At 41.8% G+C, this 24,143-nt stretch carries 20 protein-coding genes; 3 read left to right on the plus strand and 17 right to left on the minus strand.

The annotated features are described in order from the left end of the window. Window positions 1-66: 66 nt before the first annotated feature. The 9 genes from aspS to E5S68_RS07870 form a co-directional block, all read right to left on the minus strand. A complete protein-coding gene (gene aspS / locus E5S68_RS07825) occupies window positions 67-1,821 on the minus strand; it encodes an aspartate--tRNA ligase (RefSeq protein ID WP_135783027.1) in 1,755 nt (584 codons plus the stop codon). Window positions 1,822-1,931: 110 nt separating this feature from the next. Next, window positions 1,932-2,171, minus strand: coding sequence for a hypothetical protein (locus E5S68_RS07830; RefSeq protein WP_135783028.1), 240 nt, complete (start codon window positions 2,169-2,171; stop codon window positions 1,932-1,934). A 253-nt stretch (window positions 2,172-2,424) separates the two neighbouring features. After that, complete coding sequence (gene dltD / locus E5S68_RS07835; protein WP_135783029.1) at window positions 2,425-3,693, minus strand: D-alanyl-lipoteichoic acid biosynthesis protein DltD; 1,269 nt, start codon at window positions 3,691-3,693, stop codon at window positions 2,425-2,427. Beyond that, window positions 3,686-3,925, minus strand: a complete 240-nt coding sequence (dltC, locus tag E5S68_RS07840; protein WP_006595371.1) for a D-alanine--poly(phosphoribitol) ligase subunit DltC — start codon at window positions 3,923-3,925, stop codon at window positions 3,686-3,688. The genes dltD and dltC overlap by 8 nt, the downstream gene beginning before the upstream one ends. A gap of 18 nt (window positions 3,926-3,943) precedes the next feature. Continuing rightward, the gene (gene dltB / locus E5S68_RS07845) at window positions 3,944-5,194 is read right to left on the minus strand and encodes a D-alanyl-lipoteichoic acid biosynthesis protein DltB (protein WP_135783030.1); all 1,251 of its coding nucleotides are present in this window, start codon (window positions 5,192-5,194) and stop codon (window positions 3,944-3,946) included. Next, window positions 5,191-6,741 (minus strand): D-alanine--poly(phosphoribitol) ligase subunit DltA, encoded by a 1,551-nt coding sequence (gene dltA / locus E5S68_RS07850; protein ID WP_135783031.1) that lies wholly within the window; start codon window positions 6,739-6,741, stop codon window positions 5,191-5,193. Before dltA ends, dltB begins: the two co-directional genes overlap by 4 nt. Window positions 6,742-6,755: 14 nt before the next feature. Then, window positions 6,756-6,884 carry a teichoic acid D-Ala incorporation-associated protein DltX gene (locus E5S68_RS07855; protein ID WP_006595368.1) on the minus strand — a complete coding sequence of 43 codons (129 nt, stop codon included), beginning with the start codon at window positions 6,882-6,884 and terminating at the stop codon, window positions 6,756-6,758. Window positions 6,885-7,364: 480 nt separating this feature from the next. Then, the gene (locus tag E5S68_RS07865) at window positions 7,365-8,048 is read right to left on the minus strand and encodes a DUF4956 domain-containing protein (protein WP_135783032.1); all 684 of its coding nucleotides are present in this window, start codon (window positions 8,046-8,048) and stop codon (window positions 7,365-7,367) included. Further along, entirely contained in the window at window positions 8,041-8,820 is a 780-nt protein-coding gene (locus E5S68_RS07870) for a polyphosphate polymerase domain-containing protein (protein WP_135783033.1), read from the minus strand. Before E5S68_RS07870 ends, E5S68_RS07865 begins: the two co-directional genes overlap by 8 nt. 230 nt (window positions 8,821-9,050) lie before the next feature. Between E5S68_RS07870 and E5S68_RS07875 the strand changes: the two genes are divergently transcribed. Then, window positions 9,051-10,310 (plus strand): carbohydrate-binding domain-containing protein, encoded by a 1,260-nt coding sequence (locus E5S68_RS07875; RefSeq protein WP_200773476.1) that lies wholly within the window; start codon window positions 9,051-9,053, stop codon window positions 10,308-10,310. Window positions 10,311-10,504: 194 nt separating this feature from the next. After that, entirely contained in the window at window positions 10,505-11,179 is a 675-nt protein-coding gene (locus tag E5S68_RS07880; RefSeq protein ID WP_135783035.1) for a DUF4947 domain-containing protein, read from the plus strand. Window positions 11,180-11,241: 62 nt separating this feature from the next. Here the strand turns inward: E5S68_RS07880 and E5S68_RS07885 are convergent, their stop codons facing one another. After that, on the minus strand, window positions 11,242-14,037 hold the full coding sequence (locus E5S68_RS07885; RefSeq protein ID WP_135783036.1) for a YhgE/Pip domain-containing protein: 2,796 nt from the start codon (window positions 14,035-14,037) through the stop codon (window positions 11,242-11,244). Window positions 14,038-14,173: 136 nt separating this feature from the next. Between E5S68_RS07885 and E5S68_RS07890 the strand changes: the two genes are divergently transcribed. Continuing rightward, the gene (locus E5S68_RS07890) at window positions 14,174-14,707 is read left to right on the plus strand and encodes a TetR/AcrR family transcriptional regulator (protein WP_135783037.1); all 534 of its coding nucleotides are present in this window, start codon (window positions 14,174-14,176) and stop codon (window positions 14,705-14,707) included. A 44-nt stretch (window positions 14,708-14,751) separates the two neighbouring features. On the opposite strand, the gene E5S68_RS07895 is transcribed toward E5S68_RS07890, so the two are convergent. The 7 genes from E5S68_RS07895 to E5S68_RS07925 all read right to left on the minus strand — a co-directional run bounded on the left by E5S68_RS07895 (window position 14,752) and on the right by E5S68_RS07925 (window position 24,028). Beyond that, window positions 14,752-16,110: a bacteriocin secretion accessory protein gene (locus E5S68_RS07895; protein ID WP_200773474.1), complete on the minus strand. Its 1,359-nt coding sequence runs from the start codon at window positions 16,108-16,110 to the stop codon at window positions 14,752-14,754. Window positions 16,111-16,140: 30 nt separating this feature from the next. Next, window positions 16,141-18,294 carry a peptide cleavage/export ABC transporter ComA gene (comA, locus tag E5S68_RS07900; RefSeq protein WP_135783039.1) on the minus strand — a complete coding sequence of 718 codons (2,154 nt, stop codon included), beginning with the start codon at window positions 18,292-18,294 and terminating at the stop codon, window positions 16,141-16,143. A 404-nt stretch (window positions 18,295-18,698) separates the two neighbouring features. Further along, the gene (rpsD, locus tag E5S68_RS07905; protein WP_135783040.1) at window positions 18,699-19,310 is read right to left on the minus strand and encodes a 30S ribosomal protein S4; all 612 of its coding nucleotides are present in this window, start codon (window positions 19,308-19,310) and stop codon (window positions 18,699-18,701) included. A gap of 636 nt (window positions 19,311-19,946) precedes the next feature. Further along, a complete protein-coding gene (locus tag E5S68_RS07910; protein ID WP_135783041.1) occupies window positions 19,947-20,219 on the minus strand; it encodes a Veg family protein in 273 nt (90 codons plus the stop codon). Between the two features lie 3 nt (window positions 20,220-20,222). Beyond that, complete coding sequence (gene dnaB / locus E5S68_RS07915; RefSeq protein ID WP_135783042.1) at window positions 20,223-21,578, minus strand: replicative DNA helicase; 1,356 nt, start codon at window positions 21,576-21,578, stop codon at window positions 20,223-20,225. 24 nt (window positions 21,579-21,602) lie between these two features. Further along, window positions 21,603-22,055, minus strand: coding sequence for a 50S ribosomal protein L9 (gene rplI, locus E5S68_RS07920; RefSeq protein WP_135783043.1), 453 nt, complete (start codon window positions 22,053-22,055; stop codon window positions 21,603-21,605). Beyond that, on the minus strand, window positions 22,052-24,028 hold the full coding sequence (locus tag E5S68_RS07925) for a DHH family phosphoesterase (RefSeq protein ID WP_167470846.1): 1,977 nt from the start codon (window positions 24,026-24,028) through the stop codon (window positions 22,052-22,054). The genes rplI and E5S68_RS07925 overlap by 4 nt, the downstream gene beginning before the upstream one ends. Between the last annotated feature and the right edge of the window lie 115 nt (window positions 24,029-24,143).

The following is a 24,143-nucleotide window of genomic DNA, read 5'->3' on the forward strand; positions in this document are numbered from 1 at the left end:
TCTCAATTCATAAATAAAGGGAAAATCCCACAAGTAACTTCTGGGGATTTTCCGCTTTTACTATCCTTATTCCTCAGTTTTTACTTCTACTTGAAGACTTAACTCTTCCAGTTGTTTATCAGCTACTGCAGATGGAGCTTGTGTCATCGGATCTGTAGCCTTGTTATTTTTAGGGAAGGCAATGACTTCACGGATATTTTCCTCCCCAGCAAGGAGCATAACAAAACGGTCTAAACCAAGAGCCAATCCACCATGTGGAGGGAAGCCATAATCCATAGCCTCTAGCAAGAAACCAAATTGTTCTGTCGCATCCTCTTTTGAAAAACCGAGTGCTGTAAACATGCGTTCTTGCAAAGCTTTTTGGTTGATCCGGAGACTTCCTCCTCCGAGTTCATAGCCATTGAGGACGATGTCATAGGCAATAGCACGAACCTTGGCAAGGTCTCCCTCTAATTCATGAGCTGTATCTGCTTGCGGGAGTGTAAAGGGATGGTGGGCACTCATGTAACGGTCTTCCTCTTCTGACCATTCAAACATCGGCCAATCTACTACCCAGAGGAAGTTGAATTGACTGTTATCAATGAGGTCTAAGTCCTTTGCAATCCGGCAGCGAAGAGCGCCAAGTGTTGCGTTGGCAATTTCTAAGGTATCTGCTACAAAGAGAACCAAGTCCTTCTCTTCTAATTGTAAAGCATCTGTCAACTCAGTTGTCAGATCTGTCAAGAACTTGGCAACTGGTCCATTTAAAGCACCATCAGCTACCTTGACCCAAGCAAGGCCCTTAGCTCCATATTGCTTAGCCACTTCAGTCATCTTGTCAATATCTTTACGAGAGTATTGGTCAGCTGCTCCTTTCACTACAATGGCCTTTACAGCTGGTGCTTCCGAGAAGACCTTGAAGTCTACACCCTTTACAAGTTCTGTCAAGTCTATTAAGAGCATGTCAAAACGAGTATCTGGTTTGTCAGAACCGTAAAGAGCCATCGCATCATCGTACTTCATACGTGGGAAAGGTAGTGTCACTTTAATTCCTTTAGTTTCTTTCATGACACGGGCAATCAAGCCTTCTGTGATATCTTGAATTTCTTGCTCTGTCAGGAAGGACGTTTCCAAATCGACCTGTGTAAACTCAGGTTGACGGTCCCCACGTAAATCTTCATCACGGAAACATTTGACGATTTGATAATAGCGGTCAAAGCCAGCATTCATCAACAACTGTTTGGTAATTTGGGGACTTTGTGGCAAGGCATAAAAGTGTCCTTTGTTGACACGAGATGGAACTAGATAGTCACGCGCCCCTTCTGGTGTTGACTTAGAAAGGAATGGTGTTTCCACATCGATAAATTCCAACTCATCCAAATAGTTACGGATGGAATGAGTCACCTTGGCACGCAACTTCAAATTTTCCAACATCTCAGGACGGCGCAAATCCAAATATCGATAGCGTAGACGGGTATCGTCGTTAGCTTCAATGCCGTCCTTGATCTCAAATGGCGTGGTTTTTGCCGTATTAAGGACAGTCAAAGAAGAAACATGCATTTCAACCTTACCTGTTGCAATTTTATCATTGGCTTGCTGTCTGGCAGCAACTTGACCTGTCACTTCGATCACATACTCGCTACGAAGACTTTCGGCCGTTGCCATCACTTCTTGACTAACGGTTTCTGGATTGATGACCAATTGCATAATCCCTTCACGGTCACGCAAATCAATAAAGATCAATCCTCCTAAATCCCGACGTCGACTAACCCAACCTTTGAGGGTCAATTCTTGTCCAATGTGTTCCTCACGAACACGTCCAGCATACATGGAACGTTTCATTCTATTTTTACTCTCCAAACTAATATTCTTCCTTCTATTTTACCATAAAGGCTTTAAAGATAAGTACTTTTCAGGATTTTTTCCATAAAATTTCCCCGTTTCAGATGGTCTTACTGATGAGAATCTTTGCTCGCATCACCCTTTTTCTTATTTGCGCTTCCTTCATAAAGTGTCGGAACGAACACTTTCATTAAAGAAGCAGTGCCAAAGCGCATAATAGCTGCCAAGATCCCAAAGATTGGGGCCAGGAATCGAAAAAAGAAATCCCCTTTAACCAGCAAGGTCAGAAGTCCTGTAATCAGAAAGATGGCTAGTCCTTGAACCAAGGCGTATAAAGTAATTTTCTTCATCTCTAAAAATTTAAACTCCTCTCTTTTATATCACAAAAATTTAAGAGAATCCTTACTTATCCACAATTTTTATTCAAGTTGTCCACAGAATTGTGGATAACTTGAATAATATGGGGAAAAAGGAGACTAAAAATGCTTAAAATCCATGATTTTCGTCTAAAATCCAGATTCCTTCTTATCCACATCTGTCAATAAGTTGGGAAATCATAGGAAAAAGGCTGAGTTTAGAGTTGCTCAACCTCTTTACTTTTACTTACTGAAATTGATCTGGTTGTCCTTTGTAGACAGCCCAATCCTTACTCAGGAATCGTTCATTAATCTTGTATTCAGGAGCAGGTTGAGGATTGGAAACAAAGGGGTCAACAACCTTATCAAAGGCCAACCAACCATTCCATCCGATATGGATGGTATCTTGCATAAAGTAGGGCTTATCTCCATCTTTAGAAAAGTCAGCAATATTGGTAAAACCTTGGCTTTCTAGTTGGTAGCGAATCTTTTCAACCGTCTTTTGGTACATATCTCTGCTCAGCCCAGTATAAGCCATCCATTTGGAGTTAACAGGGGGTATGACAAAAAGAACATTGGTCCGCGATTGAGCAAACTGATCTAAGACCAATTGCAAATCATTGTATTCAGGCGATTGGAGATAAGATTCTTTCTTTTGAAATCCTTTCAGTTTCTTTAACTTTCTAGCAATTCGACTTTTATAGAAACTATTACTGATTCCCAGCTTGTTATTGCTAGTTTTTTTCTTAGCTTCTGCTGTCGCCATCTCTTTCAGGGCATCATAAGAGAAGCTATCCGGTAGGCGATCTAGGCGGGACAGAACTTTTTTCTCATAGTTGCTATTATTCATAGCCATAAAGGTGCTAAAGAAGGCATCCTCTCGACGAACAAACCGCATAAAGGTCTGATTAAGCCCTTTTTCAAAACCCGATAAAGGTTTCCCATTTGATAGCTTTTCAAGCGCACTCTGCATAGCAACATTTGGATATTGTTGCAAGAGACGGCTTGCTGCATACTGGCTTGCTGGTCCAACTTCTTGGTTAGCCAAAAAACTAGTTAATTGATCGCTGTTAAAGTATTGTTGGAAGGCCGATGAATCATAACCGTCCTTCGTAAACCACTGGGGAGATACCACATAGACAGCCGTTTTCCCTTCTAGTTGAGGAAGAATTTGCTGCATCCCAAAATATTGGTTCAAGGACGCCGCCCCTCGTTGTCCTAAAAAGTACGGACGATAAGAGCGATCATACTTCTCTGCTAGTACTGCTGGGTGGACGATGTCAAATCGCAGCCATTCGCTGGAACCAAAGAAGGGTACAAAACGATAGTTGGGATCCCCGAGTGCTTCTTCCTTACGGGCGCGACTTTTAAAGCCTTCTGCTGTCAAGCTGACCGCTGCTTTCTTCTCTTCTGTCAGATTGTGTTTGTGGTTAATCGGATAGAAAAAGAGAAGAGTAGCGACAAGAGCCATGGCGCAAAAGACAGGACCCAGAATCAGCCACAATCGTTTAAGCATTCTGAAGCTCCATGACGCCTTCTACGATTTTGTTGGCTGTATTCCAGTCATCACGACCAAATTCAGATACTGGAACCCGAATATCGAAGCGGTTTTCCAATTCCACAATCAACTCAACGGTTCCCATGCTATCAAGGACACCAGCATCAAAGAGATCCTCATCCATCATGTCTGAGACATCTTCCATAAACAATTCGTCAATAATTTCAATTACTTGTGATTTTACATCCATTTTTCATTTTTCCTTTTCTTATTTTATTTTTGGAAACCATTGCTGATCCAAGAAGCCTGAGAAGATCAGGAAGGACAGCATAACGGTATTGAAGGTAATAAAGATTCCAAGAGCCTGTGTCCAGCGATTGTCTGGTAGGGGCTCTAGTCCTTTTGCTTTACGTTCTTTATTGATTGTTTTTTTCTTCCGAAGCCAGGCATCATTGATCACAAGACCAAGTCCGTGGAAAAGCCCATAGGCTATATAATACCAGGTCACTCCATGCCAGAAGCCCATGACCAACATGTTGATGATATAGGCAACGTTTGACGTTGTAATCCGACTCTGAAAGACCTTGTTTCGCATCAAAACCATGACCAGACGCATAAAGACAAAGTCACGGAACCAGAAGGACAAGCTCATGTGCCAACGATTCCAAAATTCCTTCAAATCACGTGATTTGAAAGGAAGGTTAAAGTTGATTGGGCTCTTAATTCCCATCAAATTAGATGCCGCAAGGGCAAACATGGAATAGCCTGCAAAGTCAAAGAAGAGGTCCAAACCAAAGACATACATCACACCTAAGGTTCCTAGGTTAAAGACGCCCCCTTGAAGAAGGGCATAAGTCTTGACATGACCTAGCAAGAGATGACCAAAGATATGAGCTAGAATAAACTTATAGAGAAAGCCAAGCATGATATACTTGACGCTCTGTTCCAGCATATCGAGGAGCTCATCCCGATCTGGAATCGTTAGGTAATCTTCATTGAAGCGTTTGAAGCGGTCGATCGGCCCACTTGAAAAAGTCGGCATAAAGAGCAAGAAACGCAAGAATTCCCAGAGACTAAATTCTTTGAGGGTCCCATCTCGCATCTCGATAATCATCCCTACCGCTCGGAAGGTCAGATAGGAGATCCCAAGGAAGCCCATCCAAGACTGGGTCCCATCAATGGCTGGTTGCACCTTCACAAAAACCAAGGGCAAAACGACCAAGAAAGAGTGAAGGTAAAAGACCCACTTGTTATCACGCTGGCTTCGATAGATTTTATAAGAATAGACCCAAAGGATTTGCCAAAAGAGGTAGAAAAGAACCGCATAGATTTGTTTCAAATCCGTCCCTGTCAACATCAAAACAATAAAGGCTAGACTAACCAAGGCCTCATAGACTGGGAAACGCTTCTTAAAGAAGAGACCAACAAAGATAGGCAATAAGGCCCCAATCAGATAAATAAAGTAGACCGGGGTGCCATAGGGTTCTAAATGAGGGAGCTGTTTCAAGAACTCGATCATCGATTGTTAACCTCGCTAATCAACCCTTTGATGTCGATTTTCCCATTTGGAGTTAGCGGCAAGCTATCACGGTAAAGGAATTTTGAAGGCATCATATAAGACATCATGATGTGTTCCAAATCTTCCTTAATGGCTTTCGTGATATCAATTTCGCGCTCAAATTGTTCCTTGACCCCATCTTTTAAGATGACATAGGCCAAGAGATTTTGCACCTTATGATCTTTGTTGTAGCGCGGTACTGCAACAGCCGAGTCAATGTACTGAGATTTGTTCAAGTTTTGAGAAACATCTTCTAGCTCAATGCGGTAGCCGTTAAACTTGATCTGGAAGTCCATCCGACCACCATAGAGAAGAAGACCTTCATCTGTCATGGTTCCGACATCTCCCGTATGGTAGGCTGGAAGTCCTTCAAATTCGAAGAAAGCTTCTGCTGTTTTCTCTGGATTATTCATATAACCTTTTGAAACAGCCGGTCCAGACACGATGATTTCTCCTTGCTCTCCATTTGGCAATTTGTTTCCTTCCTCATCAATGATGAAGGTTGGAGAATCTTCTTTGGTATAACCAATTGGCAAGCGTTTCAGGGTTGCCAACATCTCATCTGTGATAGCAACCGCCGACAAAGCAACCGTTGCTTCCGTTGGCCCATAGGCATTAATGATGCGCGCATTTGGGAAACGCTCGCGCAGTTTTTGAGCCGTTTTAACGGTCAACTCTTCCCCATCAAAGTAGAAATGGGTAATACCTGGCATCTTTTCAGCATTGAAATCTTCAGACAGCATAGCCATATCTGCAAAAGATGGTGTCGAAGTCCAGATAGCAATCGGGAGAGAAAAGATGGTCGCAAAGAGTTGTTTAAAGTCTTGAGTGATGGCTGATGGAAGGGCAAAAAGCGTTCCTCCAAGAGCCAAAGTTGGTGCCCAGTACATAACAGATAAGTCAAAGGAATAGGGTGGTTGCGCCAACATTTGCGGGCGCTCTGGCGTCGCAAATTCCTTGTCTGTAATCATCCAGTTGGTGAAGCTGAGCAAGTTATCATGCGAAATTTGCACCCCTTTTGGTTTTCCAGTTGTCCCTGAAGTAAAGATGATGTAGTAGTTATCATCCCCTTTGACCGGATGTTGCAAATCATAGGCATGCTGAGCCGCGTAAACTCCACGCACTTGTTCCAAGGTCAAGATTGGAGCAGCTGGGTTTTCAATAGGAAACTCGTTGATAGCAATGATTAAGCTTGGCTCAGCCACTTCAACAATGGCAGACACGCGCTCCAAGGCAGAGTGGCTATCAATTGGGATATAAGCATGGCCAGATTTGGTCAAGGCCACAAAGCTTGCTAACATTTCATATTCTTGGCCACCAAAGACCACAACAGGTGACTTTTCAGGAAGTCCCATTTGGTCAATATAGGCTGCTAAGCTATCTGAATCCGCCTTCAATTGGCCATAGGTATGCTCTTCTCCAAGGACATTGTAGACAGGATAGTCTGGTTGCAGTTGGGCGAAGCGCTCAATCGCCTCGATCATATCAGTAATTGGTTGGTTTGACACGGTAGGGATCTCCTTTAGAATTCATTGTAGATAAAGCCACCCTGACCTTGACCAAGGTAACTAAAGAAATAAAGTAGGGCTAAGAAAATAGCGAAATACAAGATTGTTTGCCCTATAAATTTATAAAGTGTTTTATGTTTCATCTTTTTCACTCTTCATTTTGATTTTCACTGACTATTTTACCATTTTTTGTTCAGTCATAGCAATCCAAACACAAGGAAAAAATACTAGAAAACGTTACCATAAGAGACGATTGAGTGCTGAGCTTGGATTGTTTGCATTCCTGGTCGAGTCGACGGACCATTCCATCTTTTATAAAGAAAATGATTCAGTCCTCAGATTTGAAAATTTCTTTCTTTCTCTTAACGATTTCGCTTCGAGATAACCTTAAATTTTTTAGAAACAGTATACCACTTTTCCTTAAAAAGTTCTTAAAAGCCTAAAAAGAGGCTGGGACAAAGGTCCTAGCCTCTCAATTGTCTTTGGATTGTCGAGCAAGACGCAGTGGTTGAGTGGGCTCTACTACGCTGATTTCATCAGCTTTTACAGCCCTACTCAACTGTGCGGAGGTGGGACGACGAAATCGAATTCTAACGAATTACCGATTTCTGTCCCACTCTCATCTATAAATTCTTTCTTTTCTTAGCCTTCTTGGTCAAGGATACATCGCAATGATGAATTTCTTCTATTAGGAGGGTCGTCATGGCAAAATCGTCAACTTCTGGTCTCAGATCTACTTCATAATCCAAGGTAAGCTTTTCCCCATTTTGGCTTGTATTGACCGAAATCAAGTCGACTTCTGTACAATTGCGATCCAGCAAACGGCTGATCTTGTCGGCAATCCGTTCTTGATTTTCTACTTGAATCGTCAGGTGACGGCGCCGTTGGTGGTCAGTCTTACTTTGCTTGGTTTCCAGCAAGAGCCAGATAGCTAACAGAAAGGCCGTAAACAAAACTGCCAATAAGAGGTAGCCCGATCCCGCCGCCAAACCAATGATCATGGCTAGGAAAATCGCAATCAATTCTCTCGATCCGCTGGTAGCGGAACGAAATCGAATCAAGCTAAAGGTCCCTGCTACTGCAATCGAAGTCCCCAGACTCCCATTCACCAGGAAAATCACCAGGGTCATCATGCAGGGAAGCAAGGTGAGACTGACGATAAATTCACGCGTATAGAGGGTACGGTATTTGTAAGTCCAGGACAGGGCCATCCCGAGCACCAGGCTGACGAGTAAGGCCAACATCAGGCGCACCGGATCTACGGTTGCCGTAGCATTGTTAAAAATAGAATTAAATAGATTAGACATAGGCAGCACCTGTCCTTTCTTGAATTGGCGTTGGTGCATAATCTAAGCCTTGTGACTTATGGTAGGCACAACTGTATTTCGAAAATTTCTGTTTGACCAGTCCGTACTTATCCAGAATGTCCTTCAGCCACTGAGGTTCTTCACCTGGGGCCTTGATTTCCATAATGATGGTATTTTCTTCTAATAAAGGCTCTCCAGCTTTCCCACGAAGGAGACTGACCTGCTGATCTCGATAGACCAAGTTTTGATCCAGGGTGACCCGAATCTTATTGTAAGGATAGCTTTGGATGCTCTTCTTTTCTTTTAAGGACAAACGATCATAATAGATGTACATCTGAGGCTGTAGTCGGTGATCATAGCGCTGACGCAGAGCTTGGATTTTTTGCACCAAGTCCAGATCCTGAATGGTCTGATCCACTAGTCCATCCGTCATGAGGCGGGTAATAGAGGAGAGGTTCGAGACCAGGCGGAACTTGTGACCAATTCCTTCTGCATCCTTTGATTTTACTTCTAGAAAAGCTGGACTATCTACTGTTGGATGCTCTATATAGGTCCGCATCCGGATCTTTTCACGACGGTTCTGTTTAGCAAGGGCATCTTGGATCACATCGAAGTCTTCGGTATCAAAATAGACATTCGAAATCGTGGAGATGGGATAATCGTCTTCAACCACATATTTCTTCAAATCTTTCAATAAGTCATCCAAGTCTTCTTTATTCACCACATATTTGGTTTCAATCCGCTTGAAGCTTGTTTCTACCGTTTTTTTCATGTTTTTCTTCTTTTGTTCTATAAAAAAAGTTGGGCATTTTCTTTATCGTTTTTTGTTGCAAAGCCACAAGTCGCTTTACTGGTTCCTTAGTTTAGTGGCTTTTTCTTAAGCTTTCATTAAGCCAAACTTAAAGAAAACTAAAGTTAAGATTCCTTTCAGAAAAACTTCAGGAAACTTTCAGCTAGCAACTTTAGACTAGGAGCATATCAATGGAACGAGAGGAAAAGCTCATGAAATCAAACAAATGGAAATTCTTACTAACGGGGGCTGCGACCCTCACCTTACTGACAGCTTGTACCCAAGCGTCATCACAATCAGCTACAACAAACAATACCTCCCAAACAACTGCTACTTCTACTTCAAATAGTAAAACCGATAGCTCCAACTATTTTACAGATAAGGACAAGGACACTTCTTATGATGAAAGTACCGCCTCTACTGTCAAACTGTCTGGATCTTCTGCAAGTGTATCGGGTGACGGCGTAACTGTTTCTGGATCCACTGTGACCATCTCTAAGGCCGGAACCTATGTCATCTCTGGTGAATCCGATGGGGTTCAAATCAAGGTCGAAGCAGGTGACTCAGATGATGTTCACATCGTCTTAAAAGGGGTTACCATGACCAACACCAACGCACCAATCTCTGCTACGAAAGCAGGGCATGTTTACCTGACTCTAGCAGATGGCACGACCAATACCTTGTCTGATTCAAGTTCAAACAATGATGAAGATGCCGATGCTGTGGTCTTCTCTAAAGGCGACCTCACCATCAATGGTTCGGGTACGCTCAACATTGATGCCAAGAAGAACAACGGGATCAAGGCCAATGATACCCTCCACATCACAGGTGGAACCTATAAGATCACGGCTGTAGGAGATGCCTTCAACGTCAATGATGAGCTCAATATCACCGGTACGACGATGACCATCGATGCAGATGAAGATGCGGTCAAGGTGGATAACGATGAAGATACATCTGTCGGAACCATGTATCTGTCTGACAATACCATGACCATTTCAGCAGGGGACGATGGTATCCATGCTTCTGGTGATCTGGTCATCGATAGCGGTACCTACAAGGTGACTGAGTCTGTCGAAGGGCTTGAAGGAAAATCGATCACCATCAACGGAGGGGATATCACCATCTACGCAACCGATGACGGTGTCAATGCGGCCAATGCCAATGCCAACCAAGATGAAATTTTCTTCACTATGAATGGTGGAACCATCAACGTTGAAGTTGGCCAAGGCGATACCGATCCAATCGACTCTAACGGCAACGTCACTGTGGCTGGAGGAACCATCCATTTGACGGGGCAATCCGGCTTCGACTTTGATGGAACGGCCACCTACACTGGCGGAGACATCTATATCAATGGTGAAAAACAAACGGAAATTGTCAACTCCATGCCTGGAGGAGGTGGGGCCCCAGGCGGTGGCGGACCTCAAGGCGGTGGACCTGGTGGTGGACCTCAAGGCGGAGGTCATTAATTTACAATAGGAAACGATGCTCCCTCCAGCTACAAGCTCCAATACTCTCCCAGATTATTGGAAACTCACGAGGGTGGGATGATGAACGAATATTGGATAAAAATCGTTCTATCCCACTCTCTTTTTTCGTGCAGTCCCACTCTTTCTAGTATAAAATAGAAGAAAGATACTTATATTTTAGAAAGGAAGATGCCATGATCAAAAGAAAAAAAATCCTCCTCTGCCTACTGACACTCAACCTTTTGTCCCTAACTGCCTGTATACCAGATGTCAAGTTCGACTTTAAAGAAGATCACCCGAGCTCTAGTTCTTCTGTTCGCAAGGGAGAAACTAGCGAAAGCGAAACATCTAAAAGAAACTCTAGTAGTGATCACTCTAGTGAGCAAGAGAGCCACTCTGAAACGATCCCTAGCTCTAGCCAAGTGACAAAACCTCTGGAAAAACTTCCACTCCATGCCAGTGAGGCCCCTCAGGATAAAATATATGCAACTAGAGGTTCAATCGTTTTCTACTACAAGGAAGGGGATACAATCTCTGCCCAAATCCCTTATTTCGAAGGCTATACAAAGAAAATTGTACAGAAGATTCTTGGAAAACCCGATCAAAAACAACAATCAATAAAATACCTGCAAGAGACATTCAAAGAAAGGGAACTCGAAAATGTAAAGGCCCTCTACCAAGATGGAAAAATTACCGAGGAAGAAGCCAAAGCCTTTTTCATGAGTGCAGTCGATCTCTCACAAGCTCTAAACTTCGGATCTACTTATACAATTTTCACCTATAAAAAGGGTAAAATTCAGCTAGTATTTGAAGAAGATCAGCTCATCTATGTCACACCAGATCCGGATGTTCTTTATTTCAAACTATGAAAAAATCCCCTTCTATCAAAAGAAGGGGATTTTGTTTCACGTGAAACAAACCAAAGGAAGCCTTAATCATCCTCGTACTTCTGTGGACGATAAGCCAACATTCCTAGTCCAGTGCAGGCAGCTAAAACTGTCAGAAGGAAGGCTACTTGCCCACCAATCGCACCTGTTAAAGAAATCGTTTCCCGAAGACCGGATACTGTATAGCTCATTGGAAGAAGTGGATGAATCACCTGGAAGAATCTATTGGTTAAAGCCAACGGATAAGTCCCCGCACTAGAAGCCAATTGGAGAAGCAAGAGAATGAGTGAGAAGAAGGCTCCAATTTTGTTATTCCAAGTTGTCAAGGCGGTAACCACGGACATAAAGGTCACACTTGCAAGAACACAAAGGAAGAGGGTCAAACCTTCATAGTTAGCCGATAGACCAATCATATGAACCGCTCCATAAACCAGGATTCCTGCTGAAATAGCGACAATCCCATTCACCTCTATACGAGCTTTTAGCCAGGCCCAACGACTTTCTGGATGACGACCTGAAGGCAACTTCGCAAAAATCATATTGGTAGAAAGAGCTGCGACGAAGAGGGCGACTGAAATCATATAAGGAGCCATGCCCACTCCATTAACAGGTACATGATCATGGTCTGTTTTAGTCAAGGTGACAGGGCTTGATAAGACCTTAGCATTTTCTTTTTCAGTTGTAGCAACCTTCAATTGTTCCTTAGCGTCAGACAATCCTTGACTCAAGTTTTGGCTTCCTCTTGCTAATTCACCCAAAGCAGTTGTCAATGTTTGTCCCCCTGTAGCTAATTTGCTAGACCCATCTGAGATCTGATTTGCACCGTCTGCCAATTTGTCAGCACCAGCTACTAATTGACCTGATTTTTCAGTCAGCTGATTGACACCTGTGACAAGTTGATTGACACCACCTGCCAACTCAGGAGTCTTACTATTCAATTGTCCAACCCCGTCTGCTAATTTCCCAGCCCCAGCAACTAATTCACCAGACTTATCTGTTAATTGTGTTGCGCCTGAAACAAGTTGATTCATACCCAATGTCAAGACAGGCATTTTGCCATTTAACTCACCGAGACCAGAAGCTAATTGATTACTGCCTGCGAGCAGTTCGGAGGACTTGCTATCTAGTTGGGCAACTCCAACCGCTAACTGATGAGCACCAACAGTTAAGGAACTACTATTGGTCTGAAGTTGCGTGGCCCCACTTGCGATTTTATCCACACCATCTGTGTAAGTACTAATCCCTTGATTGATGATTTGACTCGCTGGGAGTAGTTGTCCGGTAACTGCGGATTGCATATTAGACAATCCACTTGACAAGTCTGTCAAGGCCTTAGAGGCTGTTGGTAAAACTTGATTTGCTGCAGTTTGCAGTTGTGTCAAGCTATTTCCTGTATTCAAACTCCCTTGTATCGTTTGAATAGTTGTCAAGATAGCTTGAGCTGCGGTCTCACTGGAGCTTGGACTAGAGGAGATTGCTGCACTGATTTCCGCTTGTTGATCAGCTGTCATTGCTTGGTAAGCTGTAGTTCCTTGTACACTTGTAAGGGTATTGGCCCGATCTGCTTGAGCTGAAGTAAGGATTGATTGGGCTGAACTTGCAATACTTGTCAAGCCAGATGAGAGTTGACTGGTGTCTACTGAAGCATTTTGAATCGCTGCATTTAATTGGTTCAAACCAGCCATCAATTGATCAATCTGAGCAGCTTGACTGGTCGAAGCTTGTAGTTGGCTTGACAAAGTTTGAATACCGGATTCTAATTGAGAAACCCCATTTCGAAGAGTCTCAGATTGACTACTTAATTGACCTACTCCTTCTGATAAAGAAGCAACCCCATTTGTATAGCTCACTAAACCACTTGATAAGTTTGACAAACCTGAGTTTAATTGGCCCACACCATTAGTATAATTTCCAAGCCCGTTATTGAGTGTCCCCATTCCAGCCATTAATTGACCAACTCCTGAGGCCAACTGAGGCGTTTGACTCGCCATCTGATTCAATCCAGATCCTAATTCCACTACACCAGATGTATAGGCCGTCAAACCACTATGAAAAGTAGTGAAACCATCATTCAAATGGCTAACCCCAGATACTAAAGCCGGAACTTTTTCTGCCATCTGATGGAGACCATCTCCTACTTGGCCAACTCCATTTGTATAGGTCAATAGGCCTGAACTAAGAGTCCGAACGCCATTTGAGAAAGTCAAGCTAGAATGAGACAAGGTCGTCAAATGATCTGTTAAAGTTTGACTACCATTTTTTAACTGTTGAGTCCCATTAGCCAGCTTTTGACTTCCTTCTACCGCTGTTCCCATTCCGGTCTTCAAGCTCCCCATCTTTTCAAAAAGAGCACTTGTATAGGTCCGAGTTACATTATCAGCAACTGTTTGCTGGATCTTGGTCATAGCTGTATCGCTCATCTTTCCGGCAATAAAGCTATGGCCACTTGAAGTCTGATAGTCAATCATCAATTGCTCAGGATGATGGGTCAAAATAGAAGCCGCCTTTTTCGAAAGGTCCTTTGGAAGAGTGATGACCATATAATAATCCCCCTTTTCTAGCCCTTCTTTGGCTTCTTTTTCCTCTACAATATGAAAATCCAGAGCGTCACTTTTTTCAAAATTGGACACCATGTCCTTTCCAATTGTCATTTCCTCTCCCTGATAGCTAGCTGCTTGGTCCTGGTTGACGACAGCTACTGGAAGATTTGAAACCTTCCCATAGGGATCCCACATGGAGGATAGAAAGATAACATTATAGAGTGCTGGAATCAAGGCAACACCTATCATCACAATGATAAATGTAGGCTTTTTAAAAATAGCTTTCCATTCCTTAAACATTTTTTGTCTCCTTTTTATACACGTTGTCTAAATTTTTGATATAATAGATTATACAGTTCTTATTTTAAAGTTCAAGTCAAAAGACTAACTTTTTGTACACTATGTACAATTTTGTTTATAAATGAAAGGAAATAGAATGGTTACTGAAAGTAATAAACGCTTGAAGACAAAAGGAATCATTCAAGAAGCTATGGTCCGCCTCCTCCAAACAGAATCCTTCGATGACATCTCAACTGTCCAATTAGCCAAAGAAGCAGGGATTAGTCGGAGTAGTTTCTACACCCACTATCGGGATAAATATGATATGATTGAACGCTACCAGCAGGAATTTTTCCACAAGGTAGAATATATTTTTGACAAACAACAAGATGATAAACACCAAGCTGTTACTGAAGTTTTCGAGTTTCTAACCAGGGAACCCCTCTTTGCTGTCCTTCTGACCGAAAATGGAACGAGAGAAATCCAGACCTTCTTGCGCCACAAGCTACAGGTCTTGCTTGTTGACAGTCTGCAAGAACTCTACGGCCATCGATCTTTGACAGAAATCGAACGAGATTATAGTTCTGTCTACCTCACTAATGCCTTCTTTGGGGTCTGCCAGATGTGGGTGGCTCGTGGACAAAAAGAAAGTCCCCAACAAATGGCGGACTTTCTATTAAAAATGCTGTAATGAAAAAGAGACCCTGGTCTCTTTTTATTTTGTATCAAGGCGATTTAGTGACCTACTCCTAAAAACTGATCCACAAAAAAGCTAAAGTAGGACTTTTCTCCTGTAATCATGACACATTTCCCTTCTAAACCATAACGAATCATCTGTGCATCTTGATCCCTCAGCCGCGTCACACTCTCGACCTTAAAATAGTTCCCTTGCTCCGTCCTAGTAGCACTTGAGGCAATCGAGGTAATGCGTGATTCAAGCTGAATGGTTTTCTGTTTACTTCCTTGCGTACTAAAGCGAATCTTATCTCCTAAACGGATGGTGGCGATGTCCTTCGAAGCGATATAAGTAACAATTTTCACCTCTTTTTCTTTCTGGATAAGGGGGTAAACTTGGGCTAGAGGTGTTCCTTCCGCAACTATCTTGCTCCCCTTTGTTTCTTCATTTAGATGAAGAAGTCCATCTTCTGTCGCTTTGATACGAGACTTTTGTAGAAAAGCCATTTGAGCTTTCTCCTTGGCTTCCAACTCTATAATTTGTTGTGCGAGAAGTAAGAGCTCTTGCCCGATTTTACTCAACTGTTGAGATTTCAGAGAAGCCAATTGACTATCTAGACTAGTTGAGAGGGCTTGCTGGCTCCCAGCACCAGCATATTGAATCCGATATCCAGATAAAGTAGATTCCAGTTGATCAATTTGCTGATCAATCTGGCTTAGGTATTGATGTGGTGGATGAGAAGCTTCTTCTCCCGCTTCTTTCTGAGCATAGGTTTGGTAGAGAGAATAAAGGGGATGATTGGACTCCAAGCTTGCCCCTTCTGCCAAGGCACTTCTTAAACTCTGGTAATCCGATAATTTAGTTGCCTGCTCTTGGAGGGCCTGCCCAATTTCAGCTCGTGTCATACTGGCACTTGCATTTTGTGAAGCCAGTGTAGCATTCTGCTGCTGGATTTGAGATCGTAAAGTGGCTCTCTGCTCCTGATAATCCTTAAAAACTTGGTCATAACCGAAGTGTTCTCCATTTGTAAACTGACTCTTTCCACTTTCAATACTGCATTTTAGGAGCTTTAATTGTTCTTCTTGTCGCTTCAGTAATTGTAATTGGTGCGCCAAAGTATCTCCTTGCACTTGCTCTCCCCCATGCTGATATTCTACCAAGATTTCTCCCTTTTTAATTTCTTTATTTTCCTTCAAATGATTGACTTGAATGGGAGAATTACTGGTTGACTGGATTTGGTCCACCACGCGCGTAGCTTCAATCGTCCCACGACTAGACAAGGTCACTTCCTTCTTGGCAAAGACAGAGAATCCCACAATAAACAGTAGTAAAAGAAAACAAGGGACTACCCACAAACTAGCAAAATTATGGAAACGTTTCTGATAGAATTCTGCACTTTCAAAATATTTTTCGTTCATCATACTCTCTTTTTTTCTCCTAGTCCTCTCTTAACAAGTAACCAAATGGCTGTAATAGCCATTCTTTTTCAGTAGTTCTTCATGACTTCCTTCCTCCTTAAGACAACCTTGGTCCAGGAGGAAGACTTTTTCAGAACGCTCTGCAATCGTTAACCGGTGGGCAATAAAGATAATGGTTTTATCTAAGGCCATCAAGCGGTCCACAATTTTCTTCTCCGTCAAGATGTCCAGGCTGCTGGTCGCTTCATCCAAAATCAAAATCGGAGCATCCGTTAATAAGGCACGCGCCAAAGCAATCCGTTGCCGTTGACCACCAGAAATTCCCATGCCATCCGTAGTCAATTCCGTTTGGTAATTGAGGGGCATGCGCTCAATGTCTTCTCGAATTCCTGCGATTTCAATAGCGCGCAAAATATCTTCCTGACTGGTACCTTCCCGCGCTCCCAGTAACAAATTTTCTAAGATTGTGCCATTAAAGACATAGGGTTGCTGGGGTAAATAATTGACTTGTTGGCGGAGCAAGGTTTTGTCCACTTGTTGGATGTCCGTTCCTCCCAGACGAATCGTCCCTTTATTGGGTTGGTAGAAATTCACCATCATCTTTGCTAGCGTGGTTTTTCCAGAACCTGAAATACCGACAAAACTTACCTTGCTCCCTTTTTTAATCGTGAGACTGATATCGGTAAGAACGTTAGCCCCAAAACCATACTTGTAGTCTACTCCCTCAAAAACCAGATCACCATCGAGTGCCTCTAACTCCTGAATGGGCTTCTCTTCTGCGAACTCAGAGTCTATCAAATAGACTTCATTCAGACGGGTATTGGCCACCCGGGCTGCTTGCAGTTTAGTTTGGAGGTTGATCAAGTTCTCTAGAGGCCCTGTGAAATAAACAAGGAGAGTATTGTAGGTGATCAGTTGGCCCAAGCTCAATTCTTGCTTCATGACCAAATGAGCTCCCAACCACAAGACCAAGACATTCAAAATCAACTGGGCCAAGTGTTTGAGCCCCTTTTGCAGACTCTCCGCCTTGCTCATGGCAAAGGACTTCTTCAGATAATCCACAAATTCTGAGTCAATCTTTTGATACCGACTGCGTTCACTGGTAAGAGACTTGATGGTTTCAATCCCATTGATATCTTCGATAATAGAAGAAGACAAGACACTATTGGCTTCCATGGTTTCATTATTTAAGCGCTCAAAAGGCTTCATAAAGGCAAAAATAATGACCGCATAAATCGGCAGTAAGAGAATGGTCAAGAAAAAGAGATGAGCATTTTGGCTAAACAGGACTACTGATAAAATCAGGACTATGGACAGATCCAAAAAGATTGAAAGTAGCGTACTAGCCAGAGCATCGATAATCCGGTTGGCATCTGTAAACCGCGACACCACTTCTCCTGTCCGTCGAGTTGCAAAGAAACTCATAGGCAACTGAAAAACATGCTTAATATAGGACAGAATGACATCAATAGACAAACGTTGACCTAAAACAAGAAGCAAGTAATCTTGCGCATAGGTCAGGACCTGCTGTAAGATGTAAACCACGATTAAACCTAGTGAAATCACACTCAGCGTCTGCTTCATCTGATCAGGCACATAGGTATCAATAATCGATTGTAGGTAGTAAGAACCAACAATATTGATGAGGGTTACCAATAACGTTGCAAGAACAATATGCAGAACCAATTGTCGCTGTTTAAACAAAAGAGGGACAAAATCTAGGAGCCCATTTTTCTTCTCTTTGCTCGGTTGATAGGCTGGAGTCGGGGCCAAAGCGATGATAATCCCTGTCCATTCCTTTTCAAACTCCTCTATTGTCAGCTTGGTCATCTTCACAGTTGGATCTGGATCTGCTATGTAAAGATGCTTTTTATCTTTCTTATAAACTACATAATAGTGAGGAAGACGACCATCCTTTATCACATGGGCAATGAAGGGATAGGTTACTCCTTCCAAGTCAAAAAGGGTGCGGTCTGCTCGAAAGGCGCGTGTTTCAAAACCTAACTCTTCTGCCACCTTAACCAAACCCAAGGCTGTCGTTCCATCTGCAGTCGTTTTTGCTTTTTCTCGTAAACTAGCTAAAGAGTAGTAGGATCCATAATAGCCAAAAACCATAGCTAAAGCTGCAGCACCGCAGTCTCTCATGTCAACTTGCTGCCTATAGTGTTTTTTCTTAAATCTCATAGAATTCCTTTCTAGTTATTTTTACCAATCATAGCAAAAAATAAAAATGGAGAGAAGGAAATTTGCCTATTCGGTCGTTTATCCTTCTTATTCGGTCAATAAGCAGGAGGAAAAAAGCCTCCTCCATGTCCATTTAGAAAGGCTAAGTAAAAAGAAAGAGAAAATAGAGGCTTCAAAGAAAGACTCTATTATGTTACTAATTCGTACATTTTGGCGAGTTAATCAAGCTATTAAAAAGTTCTTTGCCGCTAATTCCACACTAGTTAGTTACATCAACAAAGAGCACCCTCATTTACCAACAGCCCTTGCCATCACATTAGAAAGAGTCTTCAGGGCTTCATTATGGAAAAAGGGAACAAAAAAGAACCCATCGAAATGGGCTCTTTGTATACATAATCGTAAAATTAAAGCATTTTGTTGTAGAATTCAACCACAAGTGCTTCGTTGATTTCTGGGTTGATTTCATCGCGTTCTGGCAAGCGAGTCAATGAACCTTCCAATTTTTCAGCATCAAATGATACGAATGCTGGACGTCCAAGAGTAGCTTCAACAGCTTCAAGGATTGCTGGAACTTTAGCTGATTTTTCACGAACTGAGATCACTTGACCTGGAGTTACACGGTATGAAGGGATATCAACTCGTTTTCCGTCAACAAGGATGTGACCGTGGTTAACGAATTGACGAGCTTGACGACGAGTAGTCGCAAGTCCAAGACGGTAAACAACGTTGTCCAAACGACGTTCCAAAAGAAGCATAAAGTTGAAACCGACAGTTCCTTCTTTAACTTTAGTAGCTTGTACGAACAAGTTACGGAATTGTTTTTCACCAAGTCCGTAAGAGAAACGAAGTTTTTGTTTCTCAGCTAATTGCAAGCCGTATTCTGACAATTTTGAACGGTTGTTTGGTCCGTGTTGTCCTGGTACATAGTTGCGACGTGCCAATTCTTTACCTGTACCTGTAAGTGACAAGCCAAGACGGCGAGATTGTTTCCAAGATGGTCCTGTATAACGTGACATATGAAATGTCCTCCTATAAAAATAATTTTTTGTAGGAAATAACGTTTTAGACAAACCTGATTCGTTCAGAAAGCCTTCGCCCAAACAGCAAAGGTTACTTTTCTAGCTGGCTTCCTGTTGACGAGCTTCATTTTGTCCTGCTGTCATTTCGCACAAAGTCCATTATACCATGAGGACGAGGCTATGTAAAGGGGAATTCTTATTTTTATATTCTATTCCTTATTTTGACTACTTTTTAAAGCTCTCTTAAGCTAGAAAAAAACTCCCTCTACTAATTGACCATACTATACTTTCTAGTTTATTCCGAAATACAGTTGAAAAAGATCATTCAGGTGCAAATTCAGGGGTGTTTACAGTTTCCTTTACATCTAATTGACAACTTGTAAACACCATCTCCCTCTTTATATCCCCCAAAAACTCAATATATTCAAATAAAATGAGTCCTTCTCGAAATCTAGTTTATCTTATATTTTTGACATCCGTTCTTAATTTAGTGACAGTTTTGTAAAGTATTTTTACAACATGAATGAAAGGTGAAATAACTACTCTAGACAAGAAACCTACAAAAAAACCGTCCCAAACTTGGAAACGGTCTAAACTTAAGTCAAAATACTTCATCTGATTTATAGAATTGGGTTAGTCCAAATAATGAATCAGATTTTTTTCTGTCAAAATATCTGAATAGGTGTAAGATTCAACATAGGTCGTTGCTGGTTCACCTGGCAGTCTATTCTCGCTTGTGTACTCAATAATAAACAAGGATGGATAAACTTCGATTAAACGTCCAAACTTATTCTTTTGCCGTTTGCGTCCATTTTCCAATGTCATTTCCACGATTTGTCCTTCGTGAGCCTTGATTTCTTCTTTGATTTTTTTCATTTTAGCAACATCTGTAAATGCATCACTCATTCTTTATACTTCCTCTCTCTTTGAAATGCTTGAGAATTTATTGTATTCCTTCTGGAAAATCAACTCAACTGTACCACGCGCTCCCGAACGGTTCTTTTCGATAATGACTTCAACCTTGTTATTTGGCAAGCCTTCCTCATCTTCACCCGCCCGCTCATAATAATCATCACGATATAGAAAGGCAACGATATCTGCATCTTGCTCGATAGATCCTGATTCCCGTATGTCCGACAGAACAGGACGTTTATCTTGACGTTGCTCAACACCCCGAGATAGCTGACTGAGGGCAATAACCGGAACTTTCAATTCTTTGGCCAAAATCTTTAATTGCCGAGAAATTTCTGAGACCTCTTGTTGACGGTTTTCCCGACCAGTTCCTGTAATCAATTGCAGGTAGTCAATAAGGATGAGTCCCAAGTTGCCCGTTTCTTTTGCAAGTTTTCTAGATCGAGATCGAATTTCTGTGATACGGATTCCTGGCGTATCATCAATATAGATACTAGCATTGGCAAGGTTTCCTTGAGCAATGGCATACTTACGCCACTCATCATCTGTTAACTGACCGGTACGAATAGAATGAGACTCAATCAACCCTTCAGCCGCCAACATCCGGTCAACCAAACTTTCTGCCCCCATTTCCAAGGAGAAAATAGCGACAGTTTTATCTAGTTTAGTTCCAATATTTTGAGCGATATTCAGGGCAAAAGCTGTTTTCCCAACTGCCGGACGGGCTGCAAGAATAATTAACTCTTCTTCATGAAGGCCTGTCGTCATATGATCCAAGTCTCGATAGCCAGTCGCAATCCCTGTGATATCTGATGTTTGCAATGACCTAGTTTCTAAACTACTGAAGTTAATATTTAAAATATCCTTGATATTTTTAAAACCACTACGATTAGCATGTTCACTGACATCAATCAGTGCTTTTTCCGCCCCTGCAATAATCTCATCTGACGGTCTGGACCCATCATAGGCTAGATTGATGCTATCCGTAAGGCGAGAAATCAAGCGTCTCAGTACAGCCTTTTCAGAAACAATTTTTGCATAGTATTCTGCATTGGCAGATGTAGGAACTGAGCTAATCACTTCTGCAAGATAAGAAAGACCACCAATGTTTTGTAAGTCACCCTGATTATCTAAAATGTTGCGAACAGTGGTTGCATCAATAGCATCTCCCCTGTCTGCAAGATCAATCATCGCCTTGAAAATCAAGCGATGGGCATATTTAAAGAAATCTGCTGGCTCAATAAATTCACGAACAAAGACTAGTTTCCCCTCATCAATAAAGATGGCTCCTAAAACAGACTGCTCTGCTTGGATATCTTGGGGCTGGGCTCTTAATTCTTCGATCTCAGCCATAGTCATTCCTTTCTAACGATTTACTTAGCCTTCGTTTACCCGAATTTGGATAATACCAGTGATATCTTGATAAATTTTAACAGGAACATCAATCAAGCCAACCGCACGAATTGGGGAAGCAACTTGAATATGCCGTTTATCAATCTTGATTCCAAATTGTTTCTGCAATTCTTCAGCAATTTTCTTATTAGTGATTGATCCAAAAGTACGACCATCCGGGCCAATTTTTTCTGTAAATTGCACGATAGTACCTTCCTCTGCCAATTTAGCTTGGATCATCTTTGCTTCTGCTACCATTTCTGCATGCGCTTTTTCTTCGGATTTTTGTTTTCCTCGAAGTTCACCAATTGCTTGAGCATTTGCTTCTTTGGCTAAATTCTTCTTAATCAAAAAGTTTTGAGCATAACCTGTTGGGACTTCTTTAATTTCCCCTTTTTTTCCTTTTCCTTTAACATCTGCTAAAAAGATAACTTTCATTCTTCTTCCTCCTTAATCTTTTGAACTTCTTCTTGGATACAATCGAGTAAACGACTACGGACTTGATCAATTGACATGTCTGTTACTTGAGAAGCAGCGGAATTAAAGTGACCTCCACCTCCCATTTGCTCCATGATTTTTTGAACATTGATCTTACTTCGGCTACGGGCTGAAATGGAGATGCTACCTTGTGGATTGTGAGCAATCACAAAGCTTGCTTCAATTTCAGACATAGAGAGCATACTATCTGCAGCTTTACTAATTATAACAGTTCCGTACGATGCGTCATTTGATCCAGTTGCTACGATTAGGTGAGGGAAGACCTCTTCCCCTCTCAAAATCAATTCATTGACTTCGCGATATTCATCAAAGTTGATCGCTGAAATTTCCTGAATGACAACACTATCGCTTCCTCGACTTCGTAAGTAACTTGCTACATCAAAGGTACGACTCGTAACGCGAGCTGAAAAATTCTTGGTGTCTAACATGATACCAGCCATTAAAACACTGGCCTGTATTCTATTTAAACGATTTTTCTTAGAGTTTTGGAACTGAATTAATTCGCTGACCAGCTCACTAGCACTACTTGCACCGCTCTCAATATAAGTAATCATAGCGTTCTCTGGAAAATCTTCATCCCGTCGATGGTGGTCAATAACAATTACTTGGTGGAATTTCGAATAGAATTCCTCAGACAGGGTCAAGGCAATTTTCGAATGGTCGACCATGATCAAGAGTGAACGATCCGTCACCATTCTCAAAGCGTCCGAAATTGTAATCAATTTTGTCGATCCATCTGCTTCAATTCGTTGAACAGCTCGCTCAATATCCTGTGCCATAGACCCATCATCATAGACAGCATAAGAGCGTTCATTAATGTTACTTGCAAACAATTGCATTCCTACAGATGCGCCTAAGGCATCCATATCCAATTTTTTGTGACCCACGACGAAGACTTGATCAACTGCTTTAATCTTCTCAGATATAGCTGTCATCATTGCACGTGTACGAGTACGAGTACGCTTAATTGCAGAAGCAGTCCCTCCACCAAAGAAAACTGGATTCTTCCCTTCATCATTTTCTCTGACGACTGCCTGGTCCCCTCCTCGAACTTCTGCTAAGTTCAAATTCGACAAGGCAACTTTCCCAATTTCATCATGATTCCCATCTCCATAGGAGAAGCCCATACTTACAGTAATAGGTAATTCACGATTCTTAGCTTCTTCACGAAACTGATCAATCAAGGAAAACTTGGAGCCCATCAATTGCTCAAGCACGGTGTAATCTGTAAAGAGATAGAAACGATCCATACCAACCCTACGGTAAAACATATGATACTTTTCAGAAAACTCTTCAACAAAATTTGCAATAAAACCGTTAATACTACTGATATCTGAATCAGAAACAACATCTTCTAGATCATCATAATTATCTACTGACATAATTCCAATGACTGGTCTCGTCGTCACCAGACCAACGTTGGCCTCGTATTCACTAGATGCATCAAAAAAGTAAACAACGCTGGCTTGAGAATCTAGATAGACGGAGTATTTTTTATTTCCAATTGTTGCATAGTGACCCTTATTCTCAAAAGGGATTGCTAATACTTTTTGTAACTCTTCCACATCAAATTGACCATCCTCTGTCGAAAAGATTAACTCTGCGTATGGATTGAACCACTCTACTTCACTAGTTTCACTATTAATCTTAATAACCCCAACAGGCATTTTATCCAGTAAGGAAGCAAGTCCATTCTCAGCCTGGTGGTTGATATACTGGATCTGCTCTAACTCATCTAACTCAACTTGTTCTAATTGATGAAGAAAAAGAAGGATTATCCCTGAAAGCACTAAAAATAAGACCACTAAATTCGCTAGTGTTCCACCAAATAGTCTCGATGTAATGGATAAAATAATAAAAGCTAACAAACCTACCATCCAATAATGAATAGGTGTCATACGAAATTTTTTCATTATAAACCTCTATTGGGCCATTATACCACAAAATACTAGAAAATGCGAGGTAACAAAGCTTCTTCCACGCTTGAAACTTCTGGTTTTTTGCAACTATACCTCGATATTGTACTGC

This window comes from Streptococcus rubneri (genome assembly GCF_004785935.1).
GTDB lineage: Bacteria > Bacillota > Bacilli > Lactobacillales > Streptococcaceae > Streptococcus > Streptococcus rubneri.